The 15,776-nt window shown below is 58.0% G+C and carries 16 protein-coding genes; 11 read left to right on the forward strand and 5 right to left on the reverse strand.

Translation table 11 applies throughout. From position 1 onward, the window contains the following. Nucleotides 1-84 precede the first annotated feature (84 nt). The 3 genes from B5F17_RS05335 to B5F17_RS05345 all read left to right on the forward strand — a co-directional run bounded on the left by B5F17_RS05335 (nt 85) and on the right by B5F17_RS05345 (nt 3,342). A complete protein-coding gene (locus B5F17_RS05335) occupies nt 85-2,163 on the forward strand; it encodes a stalk domain-containing protein (RefSeq protein WP_087371616.1) in 2,079 nt (692 codons plus the stop codon). 223 nt (nt 2,164-2,386) lie between these two features. Next, nucleotides 2,387-2,728 (forward strand): arsenate reductase family protein, encoded by a 342-nt coding sequence (locus B5F17_RS05340; RefSeq protein ID WP_016148825.1) that lies wholly within the window; start codon nt 2,387-2,389, stop codon nt 2,726-2,728. Between the two features lie 197 nt (nt 2,729-2,925). Beyond that, nucleotides 2,926-3,342 (forward strand): helix-turn-helix domain-containing protein, encoded by a 417-nt coding sequence (locus B5F17_RS05345; protein ID WP_087371620.1) that lies wholly within the window; start codon nt 2,926-2,928, stop codon nt 3,340-3,342. Nucleotides 3,343-3,467: 125 nt separating this feature from the next. Here B5F17_RS05345 and B5F17_RS05350 read toward each other — a convergent pair whose 3' ends face one another. The 5 genes from B5F17_RS05350 to B5F17_RS05370 form a co-directional block, all read right to left on the reverse strand. Continuing rightward, on the reverse strand, nt 3,468-3,977 hold the full coding sequence (locus B5F17_RS05350; protein WP_087371624.1) for a hypothetical protein: 510 nt from the start codon (nt 3,975-3,977) through the stop codon (nt 3,468-3,470). A gap of 144 nt (nt 3,978-4,121) precedes the next feature. Continuing rightward, on the reverse strand, nt 4,122-4,331 hold the full coding sequence (locus tag B5F17_RS05355; protein ID WP_087371627.1) for a PspC domain-containing protein: 210 nt from the start codon (nt 4,329-4,331) through the stop codon (nt 4,122-4,124). A 33-nt stretch (nt 4,332-4,364) separates the two neighbouring features. Then, nucleotides 4,365-5,228 carry a DUF4097 family beta strand repeat-containing protein gene (locus B5F17_RS05360; RefSeq protein WP_087371628.1) on the reverse strand — a complete coding sequence of 288 codons (864 nt, stop codon included), beginning with the start codon at nt 5,226-5,228 and terminating at the stop codon, nt 4,365-4,367. A gap of 2 nt (nt 5,229-5,230) precedes the next feature. Continuing rightward, nucleotides 5,231-5,902 (reverse strand): DUF1700 domain-containing protein, encoded by a 672-nt coding sequence (locus B5F17_RS05365; protein WP_087371631.1) that lies wholly within the window; start codon nt 5,900-5,902, stop codon nt 5,231-5,233. Beyond that, complete coding sequence (locus tag B5F17_RS05370) at nt 5,899-6,216, reverse strand: PadR family transcriptional regulator (RefSeq protein WP_016148819.1); 318 nt, start codon at nt 6,214-6,216, stop codon at nt 5,899-5,901. The genes B5F17_RS05365 and B5F17_RS05370 overlap by 4 nt, the downstream gene beginning before the upstream one ends. Nucleotides 6,217-6,446: 230 nt before the next feature. Here B5F17_RS05370 and B5F17_RS05375 point away from each other — a divergent pair, with 230 nt between their 5' ends. From B5F17_RS05375 to B5F17_RS05410, 8 genes are all read left to right on the forward strand, one after another. Beyond that, nucleotides 6,447-7,517, forward strand: a complete 1,071-nt coding sequence (locus tag B5F17_RS05375; RefSeq protein ID WP_087371634.1) for a D-alanine--D-alanine ligase family protein — start codon at nt 6,447-6,449, stop codon at nt 7,515-7,517. Further along, complete coding sequence (gene murI / locus B5F17_RS05380) at nt 7,510-8,310, forward strand: glutamate racemase (protein WP_016148817.1); 801 nt, start codon at nt 7,510-7,512, stop codon at nt 8,308-8,310. Before B5F17_RS05375 ends, murI begins: the two co-directional genes overlap by 8 nt. A 476-nt stretch (nt 8,311-8,786) precedes the next feature. Continuing rightward, complete coding sequence (locus tag B5F17_RS05385) at nt 8,787-9,227, forward strand: YwiB family protein (RefSeq protein WP_016148816.1); 441 nt, start codon at nt 8,787-8,789, stop codon at nt 9,225-9,227. 47 nt (nt 9,228-9,274) lie between these two features. Next, a complete protein-coding gene (gene argS / locus B5F17_RS05390) occupies nt 9,275-10,969 on the forward strand; it encodes an arginine--tRNA ligase (RefSeq protein ID WP_087371637.1) in 1,695 nt (564 codons plus the stop codon). Nucleotides 10,970-11,043: 74 nt separating this feature from the next. Continuing rightward, entirely contained in the window at nt 11,044-12,519 is a 1,476-nt protein-coding gene (locus tag B5F17_RS05395; protein WP_087371639.1) for a S41 family peptidase, read from the forward strand. Next, nucleotides 12,497-13,564, forward strand: coding sequence for a hypothetical protein (locus B5F17_RS05400; protein WP_087371642.1), 1,068 nt, complete (start codon nt 12,497-12,499; stop codon nt 13,562-13,564). Before B5F17_RS05395 ends, B5F17_RS05400 begins: the two co-directional genes overlap by 23 nt. A 398-nt stretch (nt 13,565-13,962) precedes the next feature. Beyond that, complete coding sequence (prmA, locus tag B5F17_RS05405; RefSeq protein WP_087371644.1) at nt 13,963-14,925, forward strand: 50S ribosomal protein L11 methyltransferase; 963 nt, start codon at nt 13,963-13,965, stop codon at nt 14,923-14,925. Between the two features lie 111 nt (nt 14,926-15,036). Further along, the gene (locus B5F17_RS05410; protein WP_087371647.1) at nt 15,037-15,768 is read left to right on the forward strand and encodes a 16S rRNA (uracil(1498)-N(3))-methyltransferase; all 732 of its coding nucleotides are present in this window, start codon (nt 15,037-15,039) and stop codon (nt 15,766-15,768) included. Nucleotides 15,769-15,776: the final 8 nt, after the last annotated feature.

A 15,776-nucleotide genomic window follows, 5' to 3' on the forward strand; every position in this document is an offset into this window, starting at 1 on the left:
AAAGTCCCCCGGCCATACCGGTCGGGGGATTTTTAGATAAGGGACGATTCAGGGACGTCCGATGGATTATAAGGAGGAATCACAATGAAACTGCGAAAACGGCTGAGTGCGCTGATCGTGAGCGCAGCTCTGCTGCTGACCGCACTGCCGGCAATCGCGCCTGCAACCGCGTCAGCGGCAACGACGATGGGCTCCATCGTTCTGACGATTGACAGCCCGACTATGACGGTAAACGGCACGTCCAAGGCGATTGATGCCGAGGGCAGCAAGCCGACACTGGATGCCGGCGGCTATACCATGCTGCCGCTGCGCGGTGTGGTAGAGGCGATGGGCGGCAGCCTGACTTGGGATGCGGCAAATCGTACCGTCACCATGGTAAAGGATGGCCAGACCATCAAGGTACCGATCGGCTCGACCAAGCTGACCGTAGACGGTGTCCAGAAGGACATGCTGGCAAACAACGGCACCTACAAGGCTGCATACATCAATAAGTCCGGCCGCACGCTGGTTCACGTGCGTGCGCTCCAGGCGTTTGGTAACACCACCTGCACCTGGAACCAGGCAACCAAGCAGGTAACGGTCACTTACCCGATGGATGCCCCCGTGGTATCTTCCAAGAACTACCGCGTTGACCTGATTAACCAGACCGGCGCAGACATCAATGCACTGTACTATGGCCAGTCGGGCACGTATTCGTACAGCAAGAACGTCCTGACTTCCACCCTCAAGAAGAATGGTACTGCATCGTTCTATATTTCGGTACCGGACAATGCAACCACCCGCCTGTATGACTTCTACACCGAGGGCGTGGGCACCAAGTTCTTCAACGGTCTGAACCTGACCGGTGTCAATGCCTATGTCACTGTCGTGCTCAAGGAGAACGGCAAGTTCGAGCAGGCAAACGACAAGACCATCACGGTATCGACTGGCGACACCGCGCTCAAGGTCGAGAACAAGTCCAAGCTGGATATTGAAAAGCTGTACATGTCCAAGGACAGCAGCTTCTCGAGCTCCGAGATCATCTGGGACAAGACCATCGACGCAGGCGATGACGAGACCATCGACATCGATCTGGACGGTACCAAGACCTGGTACTTCCAGGTTGTCGATGAGGATGGCGATAAGTACTCGAGCGGTAAGGTAACCTTCTCGAGCAGCACGGTCAAGAGCGCAACCCTGACCTTCTCGAGCAGCAAGAAGCTGTCACTCAAGGGCAGCTCGTCCGGCGATTCGACCATCACCTTTAAGAACGAGTCGGGCGATACCATCAAGGCCATCTACATGGCAGGCTCCAAGAGTGAGCTGGACGACGCAGACGATCTGCTGGACAGCACGCTCAAGGATGGTAAGTCGGTCGAGGTCGACATGGATCTGGAGAGCGACACCAGCTGGTACATCACGGTCGAATTTGAGTCGTATTCGGATATTGAAGAATACTCCCTGAGCTTCGACTATAAGGACCCGGCATCGGCTACGCTGGAGATCACCAAGAAGGCCGTAGACATCACCAAGGAGAAGAAGACCAGCCGCCGCGGTGAACTGTCGGTTGCCTTTGTCAACACCTCGGGCCGAGAGATCGTCGAGGCATATCTGGTAGATGACGTAGATGACTTTGATGTCAGCGACTATGACGACCTGCTGGACGGCGACGGTCTGGCAGATGATGCTGGTATCGTGATTGACGAAGCAGCAGATGCAGACACCTACGATCTGGTTCTGTTCTATGACGACAGCGATGACGATGATGATGCGTATGATTCGATCGAAGTCGATTTTGACGACGCGACCGATTACGCAGCTGTTTGGATCGACAGCTCGACCAGTACCAGCTTTGACGGCACGGAATATACCGATGGCGGCGACAAGATGATCGTTGGCGTTTACAATAACACCGATGATGATCTGACCAGCCTCAAGGTATATGATATCGATGACGATAGTGTCGAGTCGATCGGCAGCCTGGATCAGGAAGAGTATGCTTTCTTTGAGCTGGACACCGATGACTATCCGGACATTTACTTTGAAGCATCGAAGAGCGATGAATCTTACGATGTAAGCGATCTGGATGAAGAAGTTCCGTTTGCAATCGTAAATCTGGATGATCTGGAAGACGGCGACTGCTCGCTGGACAGCTTCGACGACATCAGCGATTTCGATTTTTAAGCACAAAATGCAGCCCCCTGCCATTCGGCAGGGGGTTTTTGCATGTTATGCATTTCGCGATGTGTGCTAAAAAGGATAGGAAACGAGACAAAAAAGCTAAAGTTACACACATTTCAGTAAAAAAGGTGACAAAAAGGTTAAATAACCAAAAAAAGGGTTTCCTTTGAAACAATAATTTGCTATAATGAGACAACACAAAGGGAGACAGGAGGTTAGACCTCTTATGAATATTCAAATTTTTGGAAAAAGTAAGTCGTTTGACACGAAAAAAGCCGAGAGATGGTTCAAAGAACGCGGAATTAAGTTCCAGTCGATCGATCTTGCGCGGTACGGCATGTCGCGTGGCGAATTCGACAGCGTAAAGCGTGCGGTTGGATCGATCGAGGCGCTGATCGACGAGAAGGCCAAGGGAGCAGCGGCGCTCAAATATCTGGCTTACGAGTCGGACAGGGAAGAAAAACTGCTCGAAGAACCCGCGCTGCTGCGTGCACCCATCGTGCGCAACGGCAAACAGGCGACCGTGGGATATGCGCCTGACGTGTGGGAAATGTGGACAAAGGGATAATCAAACGAACAAATTATACAATTTGTAATCGTTTGCAAAAAGGACCGATCGGCGTTGCGGCATAGAAGATCGGTTCATTGGGGTATGCCTGGGAAGAGGATCAGAGAACAGGCGATCAAGCGAAGATGGCATCATAAATACAGAAGATAGGCAATGCCCGATGCGTGTGAGGCGATTTGGGCAGGTAGGAGGTATCTATGCTGTTTACGGAGCTGAAAAAGATTCAAGATAACGATATTGAACAGACACTGGCCGAGAAGCTGGAAGCGCGGGGCATTGACCCGTCGATCTTGCAGCAGGAACTCGGAGGCACCGCGGTAACGGTCGAGCAGTTGATTTCCGAGGTGGTCGAGGGACTGATCGCGCAGGCAGCCGATGCCAACCGCGAGAGCTTCCGCGCACGCCAGCGCAAGGGCTTTGAGCAGGCGCAGGCAGCGGGCAAGTCGGTCGGTCGTCCGTCGCGCAAGTCGCCCGAGTCCTTCCGTCAGGTGCAGCAGATGTACGAGACGCACGAGATCAGCGGTACGCAGGCGGCAGCCCTGCTGGGGGTTGCACGCGGTACATTTTATCGCTGGCTGAAGGAAGCGCAGGAGGGCGTGCAGCAGGCGCCGTGACACAAAAAAAGAGGGTACAATCGTACCCTCGTCTTTCGCTCCCAGCATGGAAACTGAGATGAATGTTTTGATTCCGCTTCCCGTATTGGAACCGGTCAGGCCGTTCCGTATGGAGCGGTCTTTTTTTATTCTGCCTGCGATTCGGTGGACTGTGCAGCAGCTTCTGCGGCTTCGGCCTCAGCTTTTGCCTTGGCTTGCAGGCGCTTGGTGGCGTATGCACCGATCAGGTAGCCGATGACGGCACCAACGATACCGGGAATCGAGGAGGTGGTGACCTCACGGCCGGTGATGATGCCGAACAGACCGGTCACCAGCAGACCGCCGCCGTAGCCGAAGCAGATACCGTAGAGGGCAAGGCGATAGACACCGAACACCTTGTCGCAGTAGGGCGGGGTGTTGTCGACTTCCTCTTCGACTACTTCGTCGTCTTCGTCTTCTTCCTCATCATCGTCCTCGTCGTCCTCGTCGTCCTCGTCGTATTCCTCGCTCTCGGGGACTTTATCCTCACGCAGCGTGACGGCCTGCTCGGTCGGCTCGGCCTGCTCTGCGGGGGTGTCGTCGACGGGTGCGGTCTGTTCGGATGCCTGTGCGGCATCGACCGTCTCGTCGGTTTCTCTCAGGTTTTTCTCTTCCATTCTCTCGTAACCGTCCTTTCCGGGGATTGCCTTTATTGTAGCACAGACCAAGGGAAAAATCATCAACAAATTGCAAATAGGGCGGTATTTTGACGACAAAAAAGCCTGCCGCAGGAGGGCGGCAGGCTGGGGGAATCGTGAGGGTTAGGGCTCGTCGGGCATAACCACAGCGGCGAGGATATAGAGAATGATGCCGGTGGAGAAGCCGAGCACGGCGAGGGCGACAAAGGCCAGACGGACAAGGGTGGAGTCCAGACCGAAATAGTCTGCCAGACCGCCGCACACACCGCAGATTTTGCGGTCAGTCGCCGAGCGATACAGACGCTTGGGGGTATTGTTTTTGTTGTCGTTCATGGAAAAACGCTCCTTTCCGCGTTGATGGTTGTGTTAAGCTTGTGTGGTCAGGTTGATGGAACCCATGCCGCACGCAAGGTTCAGATGACGCGAACCGCTGCCGGCTGCGACCTCACCCGCGATGCCCTCGGTCAGCGTGATGCCGTTTGCCGTGACGCTGCCCATACCTGAGGTGACGTCATAGCGGTAGTCGCTCCAGCCGCCGCCAAGTTTGACATCGGCCGAGCCTGCGCCGACGGTCAGTTCCAGTTCCTGCGTGTCGAGCGCGTCAGCGGTCAGACTGCCTGCGCCTACGTTGACTTCGATCTCGTCAGCGCCTAGCGCACACAGCGCAGCCGAGGCCGCACCGATGTTCAGCTCAACCTGTTCGGGGCGGAAATTCTGGGGCAGGGTGATGGTGACCTTGCGGTCTTCCTGCTTACTTTGCCGATCTTCGTAAAAAATATTCCACGTATCGCCGTCGACCCAGTTGGTCAGCGCGTCCAGACCGGTGCCCGAGATGGAAAACTGGTCGTCCTGCCCGCGCACGATGGTGTATTCACCGCGTCCGAGGCTGAATGCCAGATTTTTGGTGTGGTTGTCGGAAAAGGCGGTCTCACCGTTCTGCATGGAGCCAGTGTGCTCGGATTCCGGGTGATGACCGACCGCGTCCCGCGCATCGTCCAGTGCATCGCGTGCATCATCCAGCGCGTCGCGGGCAGCGTCCTTGGCATCGTTCACGATATCACCGCGTTCATTTTGCCAGCTGCTCCAGCCGATGCTGAACGCCTCGCGGAAGGGGTGAAGCGCACCATTGTACCAGGCCGAGTAGACCGAGCCGCCCATAGCGTGACCGGCGGCGAACAGGATACCGCCGAGGATGAGCACCACGACGGCGAGTTTTGCCAAAAATTTCATGTTCACGCACCTCGTTTCAGACAGTTACGGATTTTCTCGATCGGCCAGCGAATGAGGGCGACCAGTCCGCGGATGATGGGCGGGACGAAGAGGATGCACAGCTTGATGACCAGCAGCACGAGCAGCAGACCGATCGCGCCGACGACCAGACCGGCACCCAACGTCGCGAGGGCGGAAGCCGGGGTTGCCCAGAGCAGGAAGGAGAACAGCACGAGCGCACCGCCGCCGATCAGGGTGGCAGCCGGGACGGCGACCACACAGGCGGCAACGCCGATGACCAGACCGACGATCGCGACGATGATGGCACCGATGACCGCGACAGCAATCGGGCCGAAAATCAGAGCGAGCGGCACGATGCAGGCCAGCATCCAGGGGTTGATGCCCTTTTTGCGCGTGAGCGGCTTGCCATCCCGGCCGAGCGGGACACCGTCCACCGTTTGCGCTTTTTCCTCCTCAAAGCGCTCGGGACGGCGGCGGGCAACGCCGGTGTAGTCGCGCAGAATGGCTTCGGCGACCTGCTCGGGAGGCCCCAGCTGCTCGATGACCTGGGCTGCGTTTTCATCCCCCGCGTCCAGGAAATAGTCCTCATAGTAGCGCATCGCGCTGTCGATTTCGTCGTCCGGCAGGACGGCGAGCGCCGCGCGCAGCGCCTGTAAGTATTCGTATGCGTTCATTTGGAACTCCCTCCAAAAAAGACAGATTCGATCTTGTCGCGGTAGTCAGCCCAGTCGGACAGATATTGCATCAGCTGCATGCGGCCGATGGGCGTGATCTTGTAGTAGCGCCGCATGCGGCCATCGACAGCCTGATCGTAGGTCTCGAGTGCGCCCGCCTTGAGCAGACGGCGCAGAACCGGATATAAGGTAGAATCGGAAACGTCGCAAACCTTGCGGATGTCCTGCGTGATTTTGTAGCCATAAGTCCCCTCACGGGAGACGACAGACAGCACGATTGCATCGAGCAGGGCGGCAGAGATGGGGAAAGACACGGCTCACACCTCCTTACTTGTTGTATAATACTATACGGCATATAATATTGCGTGTCAAGAGGCATGGCGCGGATTTACAAATCGTTCACAGATGTGCCGCAGGGTGCACAAGGGAGGCGAGCGACACAGAGCACTTTTCGGAAGACTTTTTATGCAAATCGTTTGTATTTCCTTCTGGTTTATCGTATAATAAATACTGAGTAAATATGTAAAAGAGGGTTTGGAAAAACATGTTAAAACTTGCGGTTTTATTCGGCGGACTGTCGAACGAGCATAGCATTTCTCTGTTGTCTTCGGCTTCCATCCTGCGGAACGTCGACCGAAACAAATATGACCTTGCAGTGATCGGTATTACCCGCGACGGCGCGTGGTTCCTGTACGAAAATGCCGACCCGGACAAGATCGAGAGCGGAGCATGGGAGAAGGAGCCGGGCCTGCGCCGCGCCGTGCTGTCGCCCGACCGCGAGACCCACGGCATCATCCTGCCCGAGACCGGTGAGACCATCCGAATCGACGTTTGCTTCCCGGTGCTGCACGGCATGGGCGGCGAGGACGGAACCATTCAGGGCCTGCTGACCCTTGCGGGCATTCCGTTTGTCGGCCCGGGCGTTGCCGCTTCGGCAAACTCTATGGATAAGAGCCTGACCAAGATCATCGTCGATACCACCGGCGTGCGTCAGGCCGATTACTACATCGCGCTGCGTCCCGATTACGAGAAGAACGCACAGGCAGTCGCTCGCGCAGCGGCTGAAAAGCTCAAAAATACCTATCCGATGTTCGTCAAGCCCTGCTCGTCCGGCTCGTCGGTCGGCGTTGCCCGTGCGGACGACTTTGACACCCTGGTTTCCGGCCTGGCTGAGGCATTCCGCTGGGATACCAAGGTACTGGTCGAGGAGTTTATCGACGGACACGAGGTTGAGTGCGCTGTGCTGGGCAATATCGACCCGGTCGCATCGACCGTCGGCGAGATCGCACCCACCCAGACGTTCTACACCTTCGACGCAAAGTATAACGACGAGACTTCGGCGCTGTACATCCCGGCGCACATTTCTGAAGAGGCCATCGAGACCGTTCGTAAGAACGCAGTCCGCGTCTATACCGCGCTGGGCTGCCGCGGCCTGTCGCGCGTCGACTTCTTCTGTACTTATAAGAATAACGAGATCGTGTTCAACGAGATCAATACCATTCCGGGCTTTACCAGCATTTCGATGTACCCCAAGCTGTTCGAGCACGCCGGCCTGTCCTATCCGGCACTGATCGACCGCCTGATCGAGCTGGCGCTGGAGGAAGCACATGGATAACCGTCCCATCGGGGTCTTTGACTCGGGCGTGGGCGGCCTGACCGCCGTGCGCCGCCTGCACGAGATTTTACCGCACGAGGATATCATCTACTTTGGCGATACCGGACGCGTGCCTTACGGTACGCGCTCGGCCGAGACCATCTTAAAATATACCCGTCAGGACGTGCGCTTTCTGCGCAAGTTCGACATCAAGGCGATCGTCGTCGCGTGCAATACCGTGTCGGCCACCGCACTGGACATCGTCGCAAACGAGACAGACGTCCCCATGATCGGCGTGGTCTGGCCGGCATGCGCCGCCGCCCGCGCCGCCACTAAGACCGGCCGCATCGGCGTTATCGGTACCCCGGCAACCGTCCGCTCGGGCGTCTACGACCGCATGCTCAAGGCCGCCGACCCAAACCTCGCGGTGTTCATGCAGCCCTGCCCGCTGCTTGTCCCGCTGGTGGAAAACGGAAGAGTGCATTGCGGCGATATCGTCGCCGAGACCGTGGTGCGCGAGTATCTGGCACCGATTAAGGCACAAAACGTCGATACTTTGATTCTGGCTTGCACCCATTATCCCTTGCTGAGCGAAGTGGTTGCTGCGGAAATGGGTGAAAACGTGACGCTAATCGACTCGGGCGCGGCTGCTGCCGAGAGCGTCCGCGGTATGTTGGTTCCGGCAGAGGAACGACAGGGAAAAACCCGGTATTTCGTGTCCGATGACCCGCAAGGCTTTAATCAGCTCGCTCCGGGATTTTTGAATGGAAGCCTGGATTTTCCGGCGGAACAGGTCGATATCGACGCATATTAAGGAATAACCACCGTACCCATTCCCGCCCGCAGGCGACAAGCGGGTCCGGGTCTGCGACCCGGCGCGATCCAGCCGCGCAGGCTGGCCGGACTCCGCAGAGTCCGGAATTCCCCTTTGAAACCCGGTGTCCGACCCGGGTTTCAACCAAAAAATAAAAAAGAAGCGCGTCCGCAGACGCGCAAGATTCTTTTGATTCCGGCCAAAGCCGGAATCAACTAAAAAAAATAAATTAGTTGATTCCCGGGTCGAATCCCGGGAATCAAAAGAGAGTTTCGAGCCTGCGGGCTCGACTAGGTTTCACCTGGACGGACCAGGCTGCGCGCCTGGACTGCGCCGGGCCTCAGGCCCGGACCCGATTTCGCCCACTCGTTTTATTCGCGCTCGGCGCGAGAATAAGGATAGTGACCTACGGGCTTTGGGCGGGAATCCGTTTATCTTTTTTCCCTTGACTCATACACAGAGAGGAGGAGACAACCATGGAAAACATCAAGAAAGACGTCTGGCTGTCCATCCATTCAACCCAGTGTTTTGAAGGCTGCGATCAGGAAGAAATCAATCTGGTCACCGCCGCACGTTTGTATCGCCGCAACGGCAAATACTACATCGCCTACGACGAGAGCGAGATTACCGGTCTTGAGGGCACGCGCACCACGCTCAAGCTTGACGGTAAGACGGTCTCCATGATTCGCACCGGCACCTGCCCGTCCGAGATGCTGTTTTTGGAGAACCAGCGCCACGTCGGTCTGTACCAGACCCCGATGGGTATGTCGGTCACCATTTCCACCCATACGTCGCGCATTCGCAACACGATTGGCGAGAACGGGGGAGAGCTGGCGATTGATTACACGGTCGAGGTCGACCACAATCTTGCAGGCAGCCATCACTTTGAGCTGACCGTTGCCACCCAACCCATGTAAATACAAAAAAGAAATAAAAAATAAGAATATTACGGAGTGTATTATCTATGAACCTGTTAGACACCGCACGTCAGGCCGCTGCCGACGTCGTCAAGGCCGCATACGACAAGGCAGTCGCTGCCGGAACCCTGCCGCAGGCCGAGCTGCCGCCGGTTGCTGTTGAGATGCCCAAGGATGCCGCAAACGGCGACTGGGCTTCCACCTTCGCAATGCAGTGCGCAAAGCCGCTGCGCATGGCGCCCCGCAAGATTGCCGAGGCAATCGTAGAAAATCTGTCCCTCGAGGGTACCTGCTTCGAGAAGATCGACATTGCAGGCCCCGGTTTCCTGAACTTTACTCTGAATCCTGCTTGGTATCAGGACGCTGTCCGTGCCGTTGAGACCTGCGGCGCAGACTACGGCAAGACCCGCGCGGAAAAGCCCGAAAAGATCATGGTCGAGTTCGTATCGGCCAACCCGACCGGCCCGATGCACATGGGTAATGCACGCGGCGGCGTTCTGGGTGACTGCCTGGCCGAGGTACTGGCATGGGCAGGCAACGACGTGACCCGTGAGTTCTACATCAACGATGCCGGCAATCAGGTGGACAAGTTCGCGCACTCGGTTGAGGGTCGTTACATCCAGGAGCTCAAGGGCGAGGACGCAATCGAGTTCGACCCGTCCTGGTATCAGGGCGCAGACATCCGCGAGCTGGCGCACGATCTGGCCCTGATGCACGGCGACAAGCTGCTGGACATGACCCCCGAGGAGCGTTTCGACGCAATCGTCGGCTACGGTCTGCCGCACAACATCGAGAAGATGCAGAAGGACCTCGAGCGCTACAAGATTCACTACGACGTATGGTTCCGCGAGTCCACCCTGCACGACTCTGGCGCAGTAGCCGAGACCGTTCAGATGCTGACCGACGCAGGCGTGACCTACGAGCAGGACGGCGCACTGTGGCTGAGGTCCACCGCATTCGGTGCAGACAAGGACGACGTTCTGCGCCGTGCAAATGGTTTCTACACCTATTTTGCAGCCGATATCGCATACCATCGCAACAAGTTCGTCACCCGTGGCTTTGACCGCGTGATTAACATTTGGGGCGCAGACCACCACGGTCATGTCGCGCGTCTCCAGCGCGCACTCGATGCACTGGGTCTGGACGGTTCGGGCCGTCTGGAAATCGTCCTCATGCAGCTCGTCCGCATGATGCAGGGCGGTGAGGTCGTCCGTATGTCCAAGCGTACCGGCAAGAGCCTGACCCTGTCCGACCTGCTCGACGAGATTCCGGTTGACGCAGCGCGTTTCTTCTTCAACTCCCGTGCCGCTGAGACCCAGATGGAGTTCGACCTTGACCTGGCTGTCAAGCAGGACTCCGAGAACCCGCTGTACTACGTCCAGTATGCGCATGCGCGTATCTGCTCGGTACTGCGCAACGCAGCCGAGAACGGCGTATCCGTGCCCAAGGCTGCTGATGTTGACCTGACCGTGCTGACTCACGCAGACGAGAAGGCACTGATTAAGGCCATCGCCCTGCTGCCCGAGGAGATTCGTGAGGCTGCGCTGTCGCGTGACCCGTCCAAGCTCAACAAGTACGGCATCATGCTGGCGGCTCAGTTCCACAGATTCTATAACGCTTGCCGCATTATGGATGCCGAGCCGGCTGTGCGCGACGCCCGCCTGTGCCTGTGTCAGGCGACCGTGCAGACCATCAAGAACGTGCTGGGCATCATCGGCGTAGACGCACCCGAAAAGATGTAAGCAAAGGCCGGGCGCGGCCTTCGCGCCCGATTCACCCAAGGAACTCTGGTATCCGCCGTGAAAGGAGCGTATTTTTGAAGCGAATCCTGCAAACCTGTATGGCAGTCGTGCTGTGTCTGACCATTTTGACCGGACAGGCGGCAGCGCTCACCGCATCCGAGCGTTTTCGCCGCGCCGCCAACATCATCAACGAGCGCGGACTGATTGCCGAACAGTCACCCATTCCGCAGGAAACCATAGACGAGGACGCGGTTTATCTGGAAGACAACCCGGACGCGCTTTCCAACATCTTAAACGACATTCTGAGCGGCATGGACGCGCATTCCATGTACCTGACCGCGGAGGAGTACCAAGCCGGATTTTCCACCCTGTCGGGCTACGCGGGCATCGGTATCGCGGTGTCCCAGACCGATGACGGGCTGATCATCCGCGAGGTCGTGCGCCACTCACCGGCAGCCGAAGCGGGCATGCAGGTAGATGACCGCCTGATCGCGATTGACGGCAAGGACGTGACAAAGACCCCGCTGAGCGAGATCGGCACGCTGCTGCAAGGCGAGACCGGCAGCACCGTGCGCGTGACGGTCGAGCGGGAGGGCAAAAAGCTGGACTTTTCCCTGATTCGTGAGACCATCCTGAGTGAAAACGTGTCTGCCCGTCAGGCTGCACCCGGCGTGGAGTATATCGCGATCAGCGCGTTTTCGTCCATGAATGACGCGGAGGATTTCGAGGAAATCTGGAACGGATTGGACGAAAAAGAGACCAAAGCGGTCATTTTGGACCTCAGAGACAACGGCGGCGGCATGATCGACGCAGCGCTTGCCATGCTCGACCTGATGATCGAACCCAAGACCAAGATCGCCACCATGCACTACCGCGAAGACCAGGGCGGCGATGAAGTTTACTATTCCACCGGCGGCGATCTGCCATTAAATAAGATCACCGTGCTGGTTAATGGCAATACCGCCTCGGCAGCCGAGCTCATGGCAGGCGTGCTGCACGAGGTCGGCGGCGCAACGCTGGTCGGAAGCAAGACATACGGTAAGGGTCAGGGACAGTACCATCTGAAGCTGGACGGCGACTATCTGGTGCTGACCTGTCTGGAAATGCTGCTGCCGAAGTCGGGCGGCTGGGAAGGTAAGGGACTGACCCCGGACGTGGAAGCGCACGCGCTGCGCACCATTCGGGGATACCTCAAGGACGCCGCCCCGCTGGACGAGACCAAACCGGTGCGCTACGGCGAGCAGAGTGCGCAGGCAAAGGCGGTCTGCCAGCGCTTGCACGCGCTGGGCTACCTTGCCGAACCCACCGACGTACTCGATACCCCTGCACTGGGCGCACTGCGCCGGTTCCAGACGGATGCCGGACTGGGCACCCGACTGAACGCGGATACCGATACGCTGCAGGCGCTGAGCCTTGCCTGTGAGAGCGCATCGAGCCGCGGACGCATGATAGATGACGTGTATTATACGGCGCTTGCCCTGTGCACCGAGGCGGCACAGAAGCCGCTGCGCTACAAGCCGCAGGCAAATGGCAGCTGGCGCGCCGCCTGACACCAAGGAGGAGACCATGGAACCCATTCCCTTATCCGGTGGACAGCTTATCCTGACCAATCCGGACGATCACACCCTGCTCGCGCGTGACCCGTCGCTGATCGGCGGCGCACTGGCGCACGATCTGGACACCTTGCAGAAAATGCGTATGACCTGCCCGGAAGTACCGGTGGGACTGTCGGCGGCCTGCCCGCCGCTGCCCGAAGATCGCGACGTGCCCCTGTGCGAGCGCTACATCCGCACCTGCCGCGCGGCATTTAAGCCGTTTGTGCAGGAACGCCCGGCGTTTTATTACCTGCACGGTGCGGAAAACTTCCGCGCCCTGCGCGCTGCCGTGCTGGCGATGACCGATCTTTCGGGCGCAGCCCTCATGGCCGAACTGCCGGTCGACGCGGACGGACGCATGGAGGACGGCACCGACGTGCTGGCCGCCGTGGCGGTCTTGCAGCGCATCGGCGTGTCGACCATCATCCTGACCGCTGAGGAATCCCAGGATTTGACCGACGCATTGCGCATCATCGCGCCCTATGCGCGAGTCTCGCTGGGTGTCAGATGCCCGGCTGTCTGGCTGCTGCGCGATATGGAGCTGCCCAACGTCGAGCTGTTCGTCCCGCTGCCGCACGAACGCGCCAGACGTCTGGCCGATCTGGTACGCACCAGACCGCATGGCCGCACGGTCATCCCGCGTGAGGTAGACGACGTGGCACTGGTGTCCGATGGCAGAGACGCACACTTTATCGACTGGACAACGGGCATTTCGGACGAGATTCCGTGCGATCACGAACTGGACGAGCGTTTGATCGAACTCGAGGACGAAGCCCCGGCAGCGTTTAAACTGCTCATCGAAGAGGAAGAGGACGTTATTACACTGGAAGAGAATCTGTATATGATTACGCGCCCGGTGTGCCTGTGCGCCCAGTCACCCGAACTCTTGGAAAAGGCGCTGCGCGTGTACGCAGGTCTTGCATTGTATGACGGAACCTGGGAACAGGAAGAGCGGATTTTGAAGTATTTTACTGAGAAATATGGCCTGATTTGCATGTAAAGACAAGTACCGCACCCCTAATGGAAGCTTTCGCCAGCCTTTCTCGAAAGGCTGCGGGTTCTCAGGGCAGAGCCCTGAGTCGCCCGTCGCAACGGGCGAAATTCCCCATTGAAACCCGGTGTCCGACCCGGGTTTCAACAAAACTCTCGTTCAAAGCGCTCGCCGCAGCGAGCAAGATTCTTTTGATTCCGGCCCGAGCCGGAATCAACTAAAAAAAGAAATTGGTTGATTCCCGGGCCGAATCCCGGGAATCAAAAAGGGGATTCCGCCGTCTGCGGACGGCGGCTTAGGGCGCTGCCCTAAGAACCTGCAAGCCTTTCGAGAAAGGCTTGAGCGAAAGCTTCATTTCGCCTGCGGGCGGGATTACCTTATCTTCTCACATCAAAAGGAGAAACCACATGGATTGGATTGAAGTGACGATTTTCACCACGACGGCGGGCATTGACCCGGTCGAGGGTGTGCTCGAAGACCTTGGCATTGAGGGCTATGCGCTGGAAGATGCTGCGGATTTCGAGGAATTTTTACAGGATACCGAGATTTACTGGGATTATGTAGACGAGAAGCTGTGCGAGGAGCTGCGCGGACAGGAGACCAAGCTCAAGGTATACATTGAGGACTCGGACGACGGCAGAGCGCAGATTGCAGCGCTCAATGACCGCCTCGCCGCACTCAAGGCGACTGATACCGACGACGTACTCGGCAGACTGGTGACCGAGCAGAGCGTGACTCGTCAGGAAGACTGGGAATGGGGCTGGAAGCAGTATTTTAAGCCTTTCCCGGTGGGTGAAAAGTTCCTGATCAAGCCGTCGTGGGAGACCGTAGACGATCCCGGCGCACGTCAGATTCTGGAGATCGACCCGGCGTCCTCGTTCGGCACGGGCACCCATGACACCACCCAGCTGTGTATCACTATGCTGGAAAAGACGGTCAAGGGCGGCGAAAAGCTGCTGGATATGGGCACTGGTTCGGGCATTCTGGCCATTGCAGCCGGTATGCTGGGCGCAAACCCCGAGGTCGCAGTCGATATCGACGAGCACTGCCTGACCTGCGCACTGGAGAACGCCGAGCGCAACGGCGTGACCATTAAAAAGACCCTGCACGGCGATGCGCTGCGCGATGACAAGCTGGCCGAGGAGATCGGCGGCGGCTATGACATTATCTGCGCGAATATCGTTGCCGATATCATCATCGGCATGGCGCCCATGTTCTTTGAAAAGCTCAAAGAGGGCGGTACGCTCATCACCTCGGGTATCATCGAGGAGCGCGCAGACGAGGTCGGACAGGCGCTCGAACAGGCCGGATTCCGCCTCACAGACCGTCAGGTCTCGAACGGCTGGGCAGCCTTTACCGCGGTACGATAAGACCGATTTTGGCAGTTCTCGGGCTGCTTTCGACGAAATTTGCCCTAGACAAGTGCGCGGGAGTTTGCTAAAATGGTTTGAGAATAGCGAAAGAGAGAGAGGGGGATCGCCTTGCCGAGATTTTTTGTAGACGGGGCATGCGACGGGGATACGATAACGCTTACCGGCGATGACGCACACCACATCACGCGTGTTCTGCGCATGAAGCCGGGCGAAGCCCTGACCGTGTGCGACGGTGCGGGAACCGATTACCATTGTACCCTGACCGATACCGCAGGCGGTACGGCGGTTTGCCGCGTGGACGCGCGCGAAGCCTCGCGCGGAGAACCGGACGTTTTCGTGACCCTATATATGGCGCTGCCCAAGGGCGATAAGATGGATTTCATCGTCCAGAAGGCGGTCGAACTCGGCGCGTGCCGGGTCGTGCCCTACGTGGGCGCACGCAGCGTGTCGCGCCCGGATGGAAAAGCGTTGCAGAAGAAGATCGAGCGCTGGCGCAAGATCGCACGGGAAGCCGCACAGCAGTGCGGCCGTGGCCGCGTGCCCGAGGTAGGGGAGTGCGTCTCCTTTGCCGAGGCGGTGCGCATGGCGAGCGAGAGCGATCTGCCCTTGTTTTTGTATGAGAGTGAGCAGGAAAACAGCCTGCGCGCGGTGCTGACCGCGCATTCCTTTGCCTCAGCCGCCCTGATGGTCGGCCCGGAGGGTGGATTTGCGGACGAGGAAGCCCGAGACGCTGTCCAGGGCGGCCTTGCGTCCGTATCCTTAGGCCCGCGCATTCTGCGCTGTGAGACCGCACCCTTGGCTGCGATCACCGCGGTGCTGTATGAGAGCGGCAATCTATGAAAGTATTA

This window comes from Butyricicoccus pullicaecorum (assembly GCF_002160355.1).
Classification (GTDB): Bacteria; Bacillota; Clostridia; order Oscillospirales; family Butyricicoccaceae; genus Butyricicoccus; species Butyricicoccus pullicaecorum.

What these genes read in the sequence shown, in the direction of transcription:
- B5F17_RS05335 (WP_087371616.1), top strand. Translation starts at nt 85, where the DNA reads ATGAAACTGCGAAAACGGCTGAGTGCGCTGATCGTGAGCGCAGCTCTG.
- B5F17_RS05360 (WP_087371628.1), bottom strand. Translation starts at nt 5,228, where the DNA reads ATGAAATTTTTGGCAAAACTCGCCGTCGTGGTGCTCATCCTCGGCGGT.
- argS (WP_087371637.1), top strand. Translation starts at nt 9,275, where the DNA reads ATGAACCTGTTAGACACCGCACGTCAGGCCGCTGCCGACGTCGTCAAG.
- B5F17_RS05350 (WP_087371624.1), bottom strand. Translation starts at nt 3,977, where the DNA reads ATGGAAGAGAAAAACCTGAGAGAAACCGACGAGACGGTCGATGCCGCA.
- B5F17_RS05365 (WP_087371631.1), bottom strand. Translation starts at nt 5,902, where the DNA reads ATGAACGCATACGAATACTTACAGGCGCTGCGCGCGGCGCTCGCCGTC.
- B5F17_RS05400 (WP_087371642.1), top strand. Translation starts at nt 12,497, where the DNA reads ATGGCAGCTGGCGCGCCGCCTGACACCAAGGAGGAGACCATGGAACCC.
- B5F17_RS05355 (WP_087371627.1), bottom strand. Translation starts at nt 4,331, where the DNA reads ATGAACGACAACAAAAACAATACCCCCAAGCGTCTGTATCGCTCGGCG.
- B5F17_RS05345 (WP_087371620.1), top strand. Translation starts at nt 2,926, where the DNA reads ATGCTGTTTACGGAGCTGAAAAAGATTCAAGATAACGATATTGAACAG.
- murI (WP_016148817.1), top strand. Translation starts at nt 7,510, where the DNA reads ATGGATAACCGTCCCATCGGGGTCTTTGACTCGGGCGTGGGCGGCCTG.
- B5F17_RS05375 (WP_087371634.1), top strand. Translation starts at nt 6,447, where the DNA reads ATGTTAAAACTTGCGGTTTTATTCGGCGGACTGTCGAACGAGCATAGC.
- B5F17_RS05340 (WP_016148825.1), top strand. Translation starts at nt 2,387, where the DNA reads ATGAATATTCAAATTTTTGGAAAAAGTAAGTCGTTTGACACGAAAAAA.
- prmA (WP_087371644.1), top strand. Translation starts at nt 13,963, where the DNA reads ATGGATTGGATTGAAGTGACGATTTTCACCACGACGGCGGGCATTGAC.
- B5F17_RS05385 (WP_016148816.1), top strand. Translation starts at nt 8,787, where the DNA reads ATGGAAAACATCAAGAAAGACGTCTGGCTGTCCATCCATTCAACCCAG.